The 14477-nt window shown below is 64.2% G+C and carries 15 protein-coding genes; 6 read left to right on the forward strand and 9 right to left on the reverse strand.

The genetic code is table 11. The annotated features are described in order from the left end of the window. Positions 1-235: 235 nt before the first annotated feature. Complete coding sequence (locus WI560_RS26335; protein ID WP_375308914.1) at positions 236-1282, reverse strand: fatty acid desaturase; 1047 nt, start codon at positions 1280-1282, stop codon at positions 236-238. 983 nt (positions 1283-2265) lie between these two features. Between WI560_RS26335 and WI560_RS26340 the strand changes: the two genes are divergently transcribed. From WI560_RS26340 to WI560_RS26350, 3 genes are all read left to right on the forward strand, one after another. Then, positions 2266-2541 carry a hypothetical protein gene (locus WI560_RS26340; RefSeq protein WP_375305535.1) on the forward strand — a complete coding sequence of 92 codons (276 nt, stop codon included), beginning with the start codon at positions 2266-2268 and terminating at the stop codon, positions 2539-2541. 139 nt (positions 2542-2680) lie between these two features. After that, positions 2681-3358, forward strand: coding sequence for a Crp/Fnr family transcriptional regulator (locus tag WI560_RS26345; protein WP_375308915.1), 678 nt, complete (start codon positions 2681-2683; stop codon positions 3356-3358). Between the two features lie 56 nt (positions 3359-3414). Beyond that, positions 3415-3642 (forward strand): hypothetical protein, encoded by a 228-nt coding sequence (locus tag WI560_RS26350; RefSeq protein ID WP_375305536.1) that lies wholly within the window; start codon positions 3415-3417, stop codon positions 3640-3642. Between the two features lie 93 nt (positions 3643-3735). On the opposite strand, the gene WI560_RS26355 is transcribed toward WI560_RS26350, so the two are convergent. From WI560_RS26355 to WI560_RS26365, 3 genes are all read right to left on the reverse strand, one after another. Further along, on the reverse strand, positions 3736-4074 hold the full coding sequence (locus WI560_RS26355; RefSeq protein WP_375305537.1) for a hypothetical protein: 339 nt from the start codon (positions 4072-4074) through the stop codon (positions 3736-3738). A 45-nt stretch (positions 4075-4119) separates the two neighbouring features. Next, on the reverse strand, positions 4120-4266 hold the full coding sequence (locus WI560_RS26360) for a hypothetical protein (protein ID WP_375305538.1): 147 nt from the start codon (positions 4264-4266) through the stop codon (positions 4120-4122). A gap of 410 nt (positions 4267-4676) precedes the next feature. Then, positions 4677-6113 carry a lipopolysaccharide biosynthesis protein gene (locus WI560_RS26365; RefSeq protein ID WP_375305539.1) on the reverse strand — a complete coding sequence of 479 codons (1437 nt, stop codon included), beginning with the start codon at positions 6111-6113 and terminating at the stop codon, positions 4677-4679. Between the two features lie 305 nt (positions 6114-6418). Here WI560_RS26365 and WI560_RS26370 point away from each other — a divergent pair, with 305 nt between their 5' ends. Then, a complete protein-coding gene (locus WI560_RS26370; protein WP_257195808.1) occupies positions 6419-7486 on the forward strand; it encodes an endo-1,4-beta-xylanase in 1068 nt (355 codons plus the stop codon). A gap of 11 nt (positions 7487-7497) precedes the next feature. Here WI560_RS26370 and WI560_RS26375 read toward each other — a convergent pair whose 3' ends face one another. From WI560_RS26375 to WI560_RS26390, 4 genes are all read right to left on the reverse strand, one after another. Beyond that, the gene (locus WI560_RS26375; protein WP_375305540.1) at positions 7498-8448 is read right to left on the reverse strand and encodes a DUF6492 family protein; all 951 of its coding nucleotides are present in this window, start codon (positions 8446-8448) and stop codon (positions 7498-7500) included. A 194-nt stretch (positions 8449-8642) separates the two neighbouring features. After that, positions 8643-9668, reverse strand: coding sequence for a histone deacetylase family protein (locus WI560_RS26380; protein ID WP_375305541.1), 1026 nt, complete (start codon positions 9666-9668; stop codon positions 8643-8645). 287 nt (positions 9669-9955) lie between these two features. After that, positions 9956-10897 (reverse strand): SMP-30/gluconolactonase/LRE family protein, encoded by a 942-nt coding sequence (locus WI560_RS26385; protein ID WP_375305542.1) that lies wholly within the window; start codon positions 10895-10897, stop codon positions 9956-9958. Further along, positions 10854-12914, reverse strand: a complete 2061-nt coding sequence (locus tag WI560_RS26390) for a PQQ-dependent sugar dehydrogenase (RefSeq protein ID WP_375305543.1) — start codon at positions 12912-12914, stop codon at positions 10854-10856. The genes WI560_RS26385 and WI560_RS26390 overlap by 44 nt, the downstream gene beginning before the upstream one ends. A gap of 207 nt (positions 12915-13121) precedes the next feature. On the opposite strand from WI560_RS26390, the gene WI560_RS26395 reads away from it, so the two are divergent. Beyond that, positions 13122-13355: a DUF6894 family protein gene (locus WI560_RS26395; RefSeq protein WP_094895205.1), complete on the forward strand. Its 234-nt coding sequence runs from the start codon at positions 13122-13124 to the stop codon at positions 13353-13355. Between the two features lie 9 nt (positions 13356-13364). Further along, positions 13365-13541, forward strand: coding sequence for a hypothetical protein (locus WI560_RS26400; RefSeq protein WP_375161803.1), 177 nt, complete (start codon positions 13365-13367; stop codon positions 13539-13541). A gap of 157 nt (positions 13542-13698) precedes the next feature. Here the strand turns inward: WI560_RS26400 and WI560_RS26405 are convergent, their stop codons facing one another. Beyond that, positions 13699-14472, reverse strand: a complete 774-nt coding sequence (locus tag WI560_RS26405; RefSeq protein WP_375305544.1) for an enoyl-CoA hydratase-related protein — start codon at positions 14470-14472, stop codon at positions 13699-13701. Positions 14473-14477: the final 5 nt, after the last annotated feature.

Below are 14477 nucleotides of genomic sequence, written 5' to 3' on the forward strand. Positions count from 1 at the left end.
GCTGGCGGAAGGGTGGCTTGCGTCCGAGGCTGGCGGTCTGTCGCTGCGGCGAAATGTCCGCTCTGTAGGGTCGGATCCGCTGGTTCTTGTCCTCGCTGCGGAAATGGACGCGTGCGGCAAGAACGGCCCATCTCCTTTGGACCGACAGGCTTTTGATCGGGAATGGTGGCTAAACGCCCAGTGCCTTGCGCCGAACCCCGGCAATCAACGCCACCGCGGTGCGACATTCACGCCTTCAGCGGCTCGCCGCGAGGCGCGCCGGCATCGGCGAGGCGGTTGAGGTGAAGGCAGCCTCTCCAAAGGAAACGAGTTGCAGCCGCTCCTCGTCCCACAAGGTCAGCCGCACGGTCCGCAGGCTCTGGACCAGCGTGATCCGTCCGACGGCGGCGAGCTGCGGATGGTCCCGTAGCACGTCCGGCAGACGATAACAGGGAATTCGACTGCACAAATGATGGATGTGGTGGACGCCGATATTTGCCGTGAACCACCGCAAGACACCCGGCAATTGGTAATGCGAGCTGCCGTGCAGTGCGGCCTCGTGAAAATTCCAGGTCTCGTCATGGGACCAGTAGGTGCGCTCGAACTGGTGCTGGACGTAGAACAGCCAGACACCGATCGACGCCGCCAGAACGACGATCGGCAGGTGGATCAGCAGGAATGGCCCATAGCCGACCAGCTGAATCATCGCGGCGACGAGAATCGCGATCGCGGCGTTCGTGCCCATCGTACTCAGCCAGGGGGTCCAGCCGCCGCGCATCAGCCCGATCGGCAATCGATGCTTCAAGATGAACAAATAGGCGGGACCGACGCCAAACATCACGATGGGATGCCGATACAAACGGTACAGCACCCGACGCCATCGCGACCGGTCGCGAAACTCGCGCACCGTCAAGGTATCGATGTCCCCCAGGCCGCGGTGATCGAGATTGCCGGAGTTCGCATGATGGCCGGCATGGTTATGCCGCCAGTAATCGTATGGTGTCAGTGTCACCACCCCGATGGCTCGGCCGACCCAATCGTTCGCAGCCCGGCCGCGGAAGAAGGAGCCATGTCCGCAATCATGCTGGATCATGAACAGACGGACCAGCAAGCCCGCCGCAGGGACCTCGAGCAGCACGGCGAACCAATAGCCTTGGTCAAGAGCGAGCCAGATCAGAGCCCAGATGACGCAGAGCGGAACCGCCGTGATCACCAATTCGAGAGCACCGCGCGCAGTGTCGGGCTCGCGATATTGCGCGAGCAACTGCGCCGATGCGCGGATCTCCGGCATTCCCTGGGTCATTTCCGGTCTGCTCCCGATGTCCGCCGAAGACGTATTGCGATCGCCCTGACGCCTTCGGCAGCAGTTCTGAGGCCGCCCCCGCACGCGCTCATACTGATCCGCGCCCGGATTGCCTGCTGAGCAATATTGCTCACACCGGTAACCGCCTTCCCGCCGGATTTGGCTCGCCGGCAAGGCGCGTCGGGATCGGGATCGGGATCGGAAAGGTTGGATCGGACGCCTTCGCCGGCTGGCGATTTGACAATGTGAGCAATATTGAACAGAGGCTGACGGACGAACGCTGCATGCTTACCGCTGCGCGGCCAGCGAATCGGCCGTCATCGGCGGCGGCTTCGGGTCCAGCATACCCCGCCATATGAGGAGTAGCTTCATATGTCCGAGGTTTATGGTCGTCCAGAACCGACTTTGATTCCGATACCACGGCCACTCTGCGCGGCCTGCCAGAGCCGCATGATGCTGATTCACGTCGGAGCAAGTCGCGACGGCTCCGATCTGCGAATCTTCGAATGCTCCAAGTGCGGGAACGTCCACAAATTGACGGGCGATCCGATGAGTCAACCAAAAAGCAGCTAAACGGGAACGCGAAGCGGCCCCAGCACGGGGGTGCGAACCAGGGCCGCCATTCATCGGATATGATGAGTGGGCATCACATCCGGTCGCCATGACCAAGTCACCCCGACGACGTTCGTTCCAGGCATATTCTGCGATGCGCGCCTACCGGCGCTTGCGCCAAACGCCGCTCCAGCTTCCACCCCGGCTGCTTCGTCCGCGGACCAGCCCGATGATCAAGACTGGCCACACCGCACCGTCGGCGCGGCTCACTATCAATTGCGGACGATTCCTTCAAAGCTGAGCAATTCTGCTCTGCAGCCAGGCAAGCCAACCGTTAGGGTCTCTAATGGCCGTCCCGCGACCGGCACGATAAGCCGCGTCAGCAAATGGTGCGGCCGACACCTCTGTAGGTTCGTCCAGGAGATCTCATCTTGACCATCAGAACAACGCGGACCATCGTTTCGTTCGCCAATCCCTTCGTCCTTCAGGGGCTGGAGCACGCCCAGCCCGCCGGTGAATATGTCGTCCTCACCGACGACGAACAGATTGAAGGGTTGTCGAGGATCGCCTATCGGCGCGTGGCGACGCTGTTGCAAACGCCCGCGAGGCCTGCCTCCCAACCCCCGATCCAGTCCTACGCGATCAGCCAGACGGAGCTCGACGCCGCCCTCATGAAGGATCGGCATCAGACCGTCGTACGGCATTGAGCGCAGGCGAGCCGGCCGAAACCGCCGCAAAATTGCCTGGTCGGGATCAGGAGGTGGCCGGAGGCGAAGCAAGATTTGCCTGACGTGCCCCGCCAGGCCCTGCTAGACTGAAGCTCTCTCCATGAGGTTGCGCGACGTCATGCCAAAAGCGCCGAAGGGTGCGTTCGATCCAAAGCTCTTTCTCGCCAAGGTCGGCGAGGGCAAAGCCATATTGAAGTTCGACAAGAACCAGGTCGTGTTCTCGCAAGGCGACGCTGCCGATACCGTTTTCTACATTCAAAAGGGGAGGATCAAGGTTCTCGTCGTTTCCGAGCAGGGCAAGGAGGCGGTGGTCGGAATCATGGAGCCCGGACAATTCTTCGGTGAGGGCTGCCTGAACGGCCATCCCTTGCGGATTTCGACGACGGTGGCGATGGAGCAATGCGTGATCACGTCCATTACGAAACCAGCGATGCTCGTCGCACTCAAGGCCGAATCGAAGTTTTCCGAGTTGTTCATGGGGTATCTGCTCAGTCGAAACAGCCGCATCGAAGAAGACCTGATCGACCAATTGTTCAATTCGAGCGAGAAGCGGCTGGCGCGTCTTCTGCTGCTGCTGGCGAATTTCGGCAAGGACGGCGCCACTCAGCCAATCTCGGCAAAGGTAAGCCAGGAGACGCTTGCGGAGATGATCGGGACAACCCGATCCCGCGTCAGCTTTTTCATGAACAAGTTTCGCAAGCTCGGCTTTATCACCTACAACGGCAAGATCGAGGTCCACACTTCCCTCCTGAACGCGGTCTTGTACGACAAGCCTGAGATCGTGAGGGACGACTGAGACAGTTGGAGGCAAGTGCGCCTCGAGCCGTCTCCTGCAACGATTGAGAGTACCCGATGAAAAAGCCAACCATTCAAGTCGAAGAGATCGAGCCGAGAACGATTCAAAGGGCTGACGTAGCACCGGCCGACGGCTTCACACTTGTCGTCGATGGCCACTTCAAGACCCGCTATGAAAGCGAAACGGCAGCCCGAGCAGCCGGCGCCGAGCTGCTCAACAGGTTCCCGATGCTGCAAATCCGGGTCTACGACGCCGCGACCAGGGTGCGGTCGCCGCTGCAATAGATTTCCAATTGAAGATTTCCAATTGACTGGCTCCGCATCGGGCATCGTCGCCTGCCGCTGCGCGAGGTCCGTGAAAACCTCGGGAGTGCACGATCACCCTTTCTTGGGGCGATCGGGCGGGGTGTCGGAGATGGTCCGGCGCAGGCGTATTGCTTCTGCAAAAGTGGCGGATGGCTGCCTTTGCGGTGCAGGGCGGTTCTCGGGCCTGTCAGGCTCCGGCGATTCCTCGACGGAGAGCAGCGCTTCGCTGTCGCGGTCCAGGCGCTTGTCGGAGCCCGATGCGTCGAGCGTATGGCCGACCAACTCGCCCGAGAGACGGTAGATATTGTTCCCCCGAAGATCGTAAACTTTCTTGCCGGTGAGGTCGAAAATTGACGCGCCGTTCAGAACGCCGGCGCGGATGCCCCTGTTATTGAATATGTATCCGCTCACCACACATCTCCCGTTGACGCCCCTTTGAGGTCCCCCGGCAACCGCCTATCGGCTCGCAACCCGGCCTGTCGCCTCTTCCTCGGCCAGACGCGTCAGGAGCCATTGCCGCCGGACGATGTCTTTTTCCAGATTGATCTGCCGTTTGAGGATTCTGAGGTTTTCGCGGTGGACAAACTCTTCCAGCTCGCTCAAGTCGGTGGCCGCAGATCTTGACTGTCGAGCCAGAAGACCGCGGCTGACGTCATCGGATCGCCTTCAATTGCGGCGGCGTAGTAACTTTGACGGCACCCGGCGCACGCGAACGTCTGGATCTCGAAGGCTGACAGGCCGGGCATCCTCATCATGTTCATATATTCGCCGCATCGACGACAGCGTGGCACTTGGACTGATGCAGGACTGTGTGCGTCGGAATATTGCAAATGCATACGATGCACCGCGGGATCAGGCGAGAGCGTTACAGCACTCCCAGTCACCGGTAGATTGCCGACACGGGGCGGTGATAGCGCCAACATGGACCGCCGAGCCCGACGTGGCTGGTCAATATTGCTCTCTCGGGCGAGGTTCCCTTTCCTGGAACCGGGCCGCCTCGGCCGACGTCTTGGCTACACGCCTAGCGCCTTGCGGTTGAAGCTCCGCAGAAACCGCAGCGACAGCGTCCGGACATTGGCGACGTTGAGGAGCCAGGCCGCGAGGGCATAGGCGAGGCCGCCTGCCAGACTGACGATGATGAGTGCGATGAGGCCGGTGCCGCCGGCCTGAGAACGCGCAACGAGGATGGCGGCGGCCATCGCCGCGGCCGAAACCGCGACCCCGGCGAGCCGGTTGAAATCGAATGGCACGGGATGAGCGCGATGCATCAGGGCGATTGCGACGAGCAAACCGATCGCCTCGGTCGCGAGCGTCGCCAGCGCCGCGCCGTAGATGCCGTAGCCGGCGACCAGCACGACCATCAGCACCACGCTGACGACCAGGGTGAGGAAGGACTGCGCCGCCAGCATGAAGGGCCGCTCGGCCAGCTGGAAGCTGATCTGCACGTAAAACTGATTGGCGATCCCGAACAAGCGGGCGAGCACCAGGGTCGGCAGCAGTGCCGACACGCCGGCACGGAAGTCGACGCCGACGAGCGTGCCGGCAACCTGGTCCGCCGCAAGCGCGAGCCAGATCGCAACGGGCGTGACCACGACGAGCAGGAGCTCAAGGCTCTCGGTCAAGCGCTCCCGCGTCGCCTGCTTGTTGTTCTCGGACAAGGACCGGAACACCAGCGGCACGGTGGCAGCGGCAACGCTGGATGCGATCATCACCATGAACTGGCGCGGCAGGTCGGCCGCGACGCCGAAGATGCCGGCGGCATCCTTGCCGAGCAGATAGGCGACGATAAGCCGGTCGCAGGCCGAATAGACCGCGACCGACAATCCGGCCAGCGTCAGCGGCAGGCCGTAGCGCGCCAGTTGCACGAACTGGCTGCGCTGGAAGCGTGCGATCCTGGTGCGGTCGCCGACAAGGTTCAGGATGATCCCGGTCAGCGAGCCCAGGCCGAACGCGGCCAGCAGCCCCAGTCCGCCCCAGCCGAGCCAGATGGCGAGCAGGCCGAACCCGACGCTCGACACGCTGCGCACGATCGAGATCGCGGCGAACCGGTAGGGGCGCAATTTGGCGCGTTCGAACTCCTGACCGACATCGACGGCATTGGCCATGATCGCAACGAACATGCTGGCCAGCAGCAGCTCGACGCTGACGTCGCTGCGGGCCAGGAAGACCAAGGGGGTCGTGGCGCAGAGCACGGCCGCGGTGAGGGCAAAGGCGACCATCGCCGTGCCGCGAAAATCCACCTCCGCCGACATCGCCTGATAGCGCGACACCGACAGCTTGATCCAGGCGAAAAAGATCGCGCCCAAAATGCCGGCGAGGCTGATGCCGACGACATAGACGCCGTACTCCGCCGGGCTGAGCAGCCGCGTATAGGCCGTGACGGCGAAGAAGCCCACCGCCGCGGGCAGGATGTAGGCGACGAGATAAATCGAGAAATGGCGGTTCAGCATGCGAGCACGGGACCGTGGGCGGTCTTGCGAGTGTGGCGGCCGTTAATCAATGGGACCTTGGCGAGGCGAACGAACTGCGCCGCAACATCGCTCAAGATTGTCACATAAGTGCGCAGATCGGGCGGCAAATGAAGCCTAGAAGCCGCTTTCGCGCGTTAGCGTTAAATTTGGCCTTCCCGGAACGCCGAGGCGCGGTCATGCGCGGCCATGGCCGGCAAACCGCAGGGGTTAACCCAACACGGCAAAATCCCGGCGTCGCAGCTCCCCGCTTGGTACGATGCTGCGTTGGCTCGAAAAGGACCGCCGTGACCAGGCTCGACAGACGCGAATTCCTCCTCGGCGGCGCCGCAGCCCTGGCGGCGGGAGCAACGGCATCCGCGGCCCCGGCGTCGAAGCTTGCGCAGCGCCGCCCCGGCTTTGGCGCGGCCGCCACGCTCTGGGACCTGCAGGCCGATCCCAGGCTCGGCGAAGCCATCAGCACCTATTGCACGCAGGTGGTGCCGGTGCTCGAGCTGAAATGGCCGATGCTGCGGCCGAACGCCCACACGTTCAATTTCGAGCGCGCCGACGCGATCCTGGATTTCGCGCGCGACAACGACCTGACGATGCGCGGCCACGCGCTCGCCTGGTATCACGACATTCCGGACTGGACCAAGCAGATCAAGGACACACGCGGCGTCGAGCGCGCCTATGTCGACCACATCGGCACCGTCGTCTCCTATTACAAGGACAAGCTGACGTCGTGGGACGTCGTCAACGAGCCGATCCCGGACAACCCCCGCAGTCCGAAGGACCGGCGCGACACGTTCTGGACGCAGCATCTGGGCCAGAGCTGGATTCCGCTGGCCTTCCGCACCGCCGCCGCGGCCGATCCATCGGTCAAGCTCGCGATCAACGAATACGACATTGAGTCGGCGAAGGACTCGTTCATCGCCAAGCGCGCCGCCTATCGCAATCTCATCATGGACCTGCTCGACCGGGGCGTGCCGCTGCACGCCGTGGGCCTGCAAGCGCATCTGCATGCCGAGCTCGAGATCGACACCCACGGCCTCGCCGAATTCGTCACCGAGCTGCGCTCATGGGGACTGGATGTGCTCGTCACCGAGCTCGACGTCGACGACCAGAAGCTGGCGGGAAGTCCTGCGCAGCGCGACGCCATCGTCGCCAAGCGCGTCGACGATCTCCTCACCGCGATCTCGACCAGCGGCCCGGTGCGCTCGATCCTGACCTGGGGACTTTCGGATCGCTACAGCTGGATCAACGGCACCTTCGCCCGCGCCGACAAGCAGCCGAACCGCCCGCTGCCGCTCGACGGCGAGTTCAAGCCGAAGCCGTTCCTGGACGTGATCAGCAAGTTCACGAAAGACGCCTGAAGGCGCCGGATTCAGCGCGTCTTCGGCGCGACGAAGGCGGCCGCGTCGTCGATGTGATCGGGTGCAAGGCCCGGAGCCCGGCGATCGCGCGACGAGAGGCGGAACACCTCGCGGATGTCGTCGACCGAGGTCGAGGAATAGGACTGGATGCAGAGCGCGACCTGATCGGGCGAAGCGGCGCGCATCATCGCTTCGATGGCGGGACGGTCGAGCGGCGTGTCGTCCCAATGCGAGACCGCGATGCTGTCTTCGGTGACCCGGTGGGTGGCCAGATGCGCGGGCGAGCTCGCGACGAAATGGCCGTACATCAGGTATTCCGAGAACTTTTTCTTCCGGCACAGCGCCAGGACCCAGTTCAGCCCCGTCGCAGATTTGATGGCGGCGGTCATCGCGCGCGCGGTGTCCTTGTCCCAGACCAAGGCATTGCCGACATAATCGTCGGCGGGGAAGGAGCGGTCCTTGATGCCGAGGAGCTGATCGACGGTCCGCAGCCACAGCCCATGCAGCGGGTGGTCGGCGCCGATGTCCTTCGGCGTGACGAACAGCGGCGTCTTCTCGGCGCCGGCATATTGGCCAACGTCGAATTCGCGGAAGAACAGATTGTCCGAATCCAGAATGCAGACGCGCTGCTCGGGCGCGTTGAGAACGCCGGCGATCTTCAGGATCTGCTGGATGTGCCAGCCGTGCACCGGCGACGACAGCAGCGACAGCCAGACCCGCCGCTTGCTGATGAACTGAAGCGCCGGCGGCAGGGCGAACAGCCATTTCGGCAGGTAGCGCGAGGCCGGAACGATGACCCGCTTGTCCGAGGCGAAGCGCGCGAACAGCGGCACGTCCTCATCGTTAACGAGAACATAATGCCGCGTGTATCCCGTCAGCCAGGTGTCGACGCTCTCGCTGAGCAGCGAAAAGCGTTCGATATCCTTGGCGTAGCTGGCAGTCAGCAGGGCAACGGAATGCATGGAGCGCGCTCAAATGGCCATCAGGCCGCACTCATAGCCGCGCCGGAAGACGGGGGAAACTCACGATTCGAATCAAGGTAAAGCGAAACAAGCACAGGTCTCGAGCTGACGCGGATTGAGCGTTCGTCGCTCGCGGCGGCGCGTGCCCGGGACAAGCCCGGGCATGACGACCGACCCGACGAGGTGAAGAGACCTCACCTCGCCTCTTCGAACCCGGCCAGCACCGAGGTCAGGTTCGCACCCAGAATATCCGAGAGATAACCGCCCTCCTGGACGAACACGGTCGGCAGGCCCATCCTGGCGATGGCCTGGCCGATACGGCGGAAGCCCGGCGTGGTGACGGCCAATCCCCTCAGCGGATCGTGCTCGGAAGCATCGAGACCGATCGCGATGACGAGCGCGCCGGGGGCGAAGGATTCGATCGCCTTGCCTGCGACCTCCATCGCCTGCATGTAGCCGTCATCGCCGGTGCCGATCGGAAGCGGGATGTTGAGATTGGTGCCGAGGCCCGGACCTTCGCCCCGCTCGTGCGCATAGCCCCACACATAGGGATAATACGCGATGGGGTCGGCGTGGATCGACACCGTGTAGACGTCCGGCCGCGCGTAGAAGATGCCTTGCGTGCCGTTGCCGTGATGGACGTCGACGTCGAGGATGACGACGCGCTCGTGCTTCTGCCGCAGATGGGCCGCGGCAATCGCGCTGTTGTTGAGGAAGCAGAAGCCGCCGGCCATGTCGCGATAGGAGTGGTGACCGGGCGGACGGCACAGCGCATAGACCGCGTCCTCGCCGTCCATCACCATCTGCGCGGCGGTGACCGCGACGTCGGTTGCGGCACAGGCCGCGGCCCAGGTGCCCGGGCCGATCGGCGCCGCGGTGTCGGCGGTGTGCCAGCCGAGCTTGCCGACGATATGGGTCGGATAGGTCGCCGCATGCCGCACCGGGTGGATGTTGCCGATCATCTCCGGGCCGGAATCGCCCAGCGCGGTCCAGGCGTCCCAGGCTTCGCTCAGGAACGACAGATATTCCGGGCTGTGAATGCGCGCGCGAGGCCCCTGCCCGAAAATGGTCGGCTCGACCAGCTGATGCTTGCCGTCCTTCAAGCCCTTGAGCAGGCGGTCGGCGCGCTCCGGCTGCTCGGTGGTGCGCTTGACGACGCCGCGAACCAGGAAGAATTGCGGATCGTGGCTGCGGTGCAGTTCGGTATGGACGGCTTTCACTCGAACACTCCGTGGTCGCTTTGAAGATGCCACAGATGTCTTGATCGCTGCGGCCGCAGGATGCAAGCAAGAAGAATGCCGCACCTATCGCGCGAGGCTCGATCGTTGCAGCGAGTTCGGTGCACTCCCTCTCCCGCAAGCAGGAGAGGGTTGGGGAGAGGGTGTTTCCGCAATGGGACAATCCCCGAGAGGAGAGAGCCCTCACCCGCGCCTACGGCGCGACCTCTCCCGCCAGCGGGAGAGGTGAACCACCCGCGGCAACCGATTCAACCTAAGGCAATTGCGCTCTAGCAGCGCCCGCGCTGCAGGCAGTGCTCGCGGCCCTCCTGGTCGGTGCGGAAGGACTCGATGAAGCCGCCCTGACGCTGAGTGACGAAGACGGTCTTTCCGTCGCTGCCGCCGAAGGCGATGTTGGTCGGCTCCTTGGCCTTGAGTGCGATCTCGCGCTCGACCGCGCCATTGGGCTTCAGCAGCGCGACCGTGCCCTTGAGGATGCGCGCGACATAGAGACGGCCGGCAATATCGGTACGCAAGCCGTCGACGGTGTCGGGCTGGAATGTCTTGACCAGCTTTGCCGCCGTCAGCTCGGTGCCGTTGATGGCATAGGACCAGATCTGACCGTTGCTGGATTCGCCGACATAGAGCGTCTTGCCGTCAGGGCTGAGATCGATGCCGTTGGTGGTGCCCATCGCGCGCGGTGACGTCATCGGCTGTCCCTGCACGGTGCCGTCGGCGGCCTTCGCAATCCGCCAGATGTGGCCTTCCCTGCCCTTCCAGTTCGGATCGCTCGCATAGATCGTGCCGTCGCGGGCGATCGTGATGTCGTTGGGCTGGTTCATCTCGTCGGAGTGAAACCAGATGGCCGGCGCGGTCGTCCCCTTCGGGATCGCGAAGATGTTGTGCTTCTTGTAGTCGGCGATGAACATGGTGCCGCTGCGATCGAAGCGGATGGCGTTGCCGATGCTGCCCTCGGGCAGCGCCGTGAACGGCTCCGACGCCGCACCGCCCGCAGGCAGCCTGCCGATGGTGCCGGGCTTGCCGAGATTGACCACGAACAGATTGCCGTCGAGGTCCGCCGCGGGGCCCTCGATGCCGAAGGTGTATTCGCCGGCGGGCGTCACCTGCACGCTTTCGAACAGCTTCGTCTCCGCTCGCGCGGAAGCCGTCGCAACGGCGAGGAGGACGCTACTGCACAGGCACCAGAAATTCCTGCCGGATGTAATAGCCATCGCCGTCGGTGCACTCGCCGTTCAGGTAAGGGTCGGCCGGCCGGAAGAATCGGCTGAAGCCGAGTTTGTCTACAGCGCTGCTTTGTGTCACGACAACGACCTTCCCAGCCGGTATTTCGCCGCATTCCTTGCCGGTCTTGCCAAAGAACTTGCGGTGCGGCGGGCCGGGCTTGATTCGCATCCGCGTGCCCGGAACCATCTTCGCAACAAGCAGGTCCATGGTGTCGAGCAGGCGCGCATAGCCGGGTTCGGTCTTCGGCAGGCTCGCGCCGCCCGGCGGCATCAGCTTCTCCGCGCCGATGCCGCGCAGGCGCGTGCGCAGCCTGCCGGAAGCGGGATCGCCCGGATAGATCCAGCCGTCCTGCGCGAGCATGAAGCGGAGCACAGCGCCGTCCTTCTCCGCCTCCGATTGTCCCGGCTTCAAGCCGAAGTCCGAATGACAGCCGACGCAATGCCGCTCGACAAGGCCTTTGCGCAGCGTACTCAGCCGGGTGCTGTTCTGCGCGTCCCGGGCGACGAAGGCTGCAAGCTGGTCGATCATCGCCTCGCTGCGCGTGTCGCACGGCAGCGGTGGCGGCGGATCGCCCGTGGCACGGTCGATGCGGATCACGCTGCGGTTCTTGTCCTCGACCAGCCAGATCGCGCCATCCTCGGCGACCGTCATGCCGACCGGCGCGCCTTGCGGCCGCGCGCCGTTGACGCGGTGCCAGCCCGCGATCAGCTCGTCGAACGGCGCGGCGGCGACGTCGCCGGCCTCGGTCTGAAAGCTGCGCGTCGGCTCGGCCGCACAACTGACGTGATAGCGCACCGGTGCCGGGCTTGGCCTGGGAAAACCGCGATCGTCGACGTCGTAGACGAGAACGCGGCTGCCGGTCGGGCGATAGCCGTGCAGGCCGACCAACAACTTGCTTTCCAGCTCCGGGAATTTGATGCCGTGATAATACAGCATCGCGAGCGGCGCACCGTGGGGCGGCAGCAGCGAGAGCGGCGGCTTGTAGAGCGCGCCTGCCGTGCAAAACGATTTGTAGGGTCCGGATTGCAGCACGCTTCTGAATTCGGGACTCGGCGTCGACAGGTCGTAGCAATAGGGCCAGCCATAATGCCCGCCCTGCACAATCGCGTTGATCTCCTCGTTCGGCTTGAAGATATCGGGCAGGTCGCGGCTGTTCTCGCCCTGCAGGAAGGCGTAGCCGGCATCGGGGAAATTCGGATGCAGCGCCAGCGCCATCGAGTTGCGCAGGCCGCGTGCATAGACGGTGTGCGGCGGATCGGGATCGCCGGGATTCAGCGCCGGGAAGACGCCGCCCGCGGGCGGCGCGAACAGCCAGATCGAGGCCAGGGCCGCAGCGCCCTCGGCCGCCGCGCAAGGTCTTGTGATCGGAGCCGGCGTGATGCAGTCGTCGCTGTGCGAGCCGACATTGACGAACAGCCGTCCGTTCCTGTCGAAGACGAACTGCTTGAGCGGATGCGCGCTTTCCTCGAGCCTGGTGCCGTCGGGCAATTTGATCCGGCGGCCGGGCAAGTGACGGATGATGGTTTCGACCGTGCCGCGTGGATTGTCGGCGAGCGGATCGAAGCGGAAGATCGTCTCGGCGGTGGAGGCGTAGAGCTTCTTGTCCGGACCGATCGCGAGGCCGAACGGATATTCGATTCCCGCGAGAAGCTCCTTGAGCCGCCCGGCCTGCGGCGCGCGCGGATCGAGCAGCAGCAGCCGTCCGTCGCTGTGGCCCCAGCCGCCCATGTCGGCCACCACGAACAGATCGCGGCCCGGAACCTGGACGATCGACCGTGGAAACATGAGGCGATCCTCCTCGCTGGCGACGAGCCCGGCGCAAAATCCGGCCTTCATGTCGATCTGGATCCTGGGGAAAGCGAGATCGCCGTTGCCGCAGGTGTCCGTGCCGACCGCGTAGCCGCTGCGGCGGAGCGGCTCCGATGACGCCACCGAGCCGAGCCCGAGCACGACAGCAAGCGCCCACGCACATGCGCGCAGCCTCCCAAATGTGAAATAGCTCACGGCGGCCTCCCAGACTTTCCGCCGAAAACCTGTTCCATGACGCGCAAACGCGGTCCAGCCCAACATCACTCGCCTGTGATTAAACCTGTAACGATCTTCGTGACGACCAATCTCCGTAGATTCCCTCACCGGAATCGACCCGAATGTTTCGCGAAGGCTTCAGGTGGTATCGCTTTGCCATCCTAGTTGCTCCGCCAGGAGGCGCATATGGTCCAGGTCTATTTTCACTGCTCCAATACCGAGGGCACGCTGATCGACCGCTACGGCACCGCCGTCTCCAATCTCACCGAGGCGCGCGACCGTGCCTCTCAGATCATGCGGTCGATGATCCTGACGCCGAGCAACGAGGATTGGCGCGACTGGGTGATCCATGTCAGCGACGACGACGGCGAGGAGATTTTCGATCTCCCCTTCACCGCCATGCTCGGCAAGCCGCATTGAGGTGATGTCATGTTGATCGCCTCCCTGAGCCTCCTTCGCCACCCCTTGAGCTTCGTCGCCGCCAAATGGCAGACGCTGGTCAGGGTCGCCGGCGACCCCTACCGCCCCGAACTCCACTATATGCGCGGGCCCGGCCCGAAATGGCGCGCCAAGTATCAGGCCAGCCGGCTGAACCGCGGGCTGTGACGCTGCGGTCTCCGCTGCTTCCTCGTTAGTCTCCGTCTATCCTTCGTCATGGCCGGGCTTGTCCCGGCCATCCACGTTCTGGGGATGCGGACACGAAGACGTGGATGCCCGGGACAAGCCCGGGCATGACGGTTGGGGGGACAGGCGTGCTCCCGCCTCATCTCCCCGTGAACTTCGCCTTGCGCTTTTCGACGAAGGCATTGCGGCCTTCGACCGCATCCGCGCTCTTGCGGATGGTGGCCTGAAGCTCGATCTCGCGGCGGAATTGAGCCTCGTAGGTCGCATGCTCGCTCTCCTCGACCAGCAGGCGGGTTGCGACCAAAGCGCGCGTCGGGCCCTCGGCGAGCCGGCGCGCCAAAGCAAGCGCCTCGTCCATCAGCTTCGCGTCGTCGACGACCTGGCGCACCAGGCCGATCTCCTGGGCACGCTCTGCCGTCAGCGGCTCGTTCAGCAGCATCAGCTCGAGCGCGCGCTGCCGGCCGATCAGCCGCGGCAGCAGCCAGGTCGAGCCGAGATCCGGCACCAGCGCGATGCGGCTGAACACCTGGATGAAGCTGGCCGACCGCGCCGCGACGATGATGTCGCCGGCCATGGCGAGGCTGAAGCCGCCGCCGGCCGCCACCCCGTTCACGGCGACGACGACGGGCACGCGGCACTCGCGGAGCGCCTTGAAGGCCGGCCAGTAGAAACGCATGACGCCGGCCGCGATATCTTCGCCCAGCGCCTCCGAAGCCTTCAGGTTCTGTCCCGAGCAGAAGCCGCGTCCCGCGCCGGTCAGGACCAGGGCCCGAATAGTCTCGTCCTGCGACATCTCGCCGATGGCGGCGGCGAGCGCGCCGAGCAGGTCCGGCGTCATCGCATTCAGGCTCGCCGGCTCGTCGAGCGTCAGGATTCCGACCGCGCCATCCCGCGCCCGTTTCACACCAGCCATGTCGC

The organism is Bradyrhizobium sp. A11, assembly GCF_042077125.1.
In the GTDB taxonomy this organism is placed as follows: domain Bacteria; phylum Pseudomonadota; class Alphaproteobacteria; order Rhizobiales; family Xanthobacteraceae; genus Bradyrhizobium; species Bradyrhizobium japonicum_B.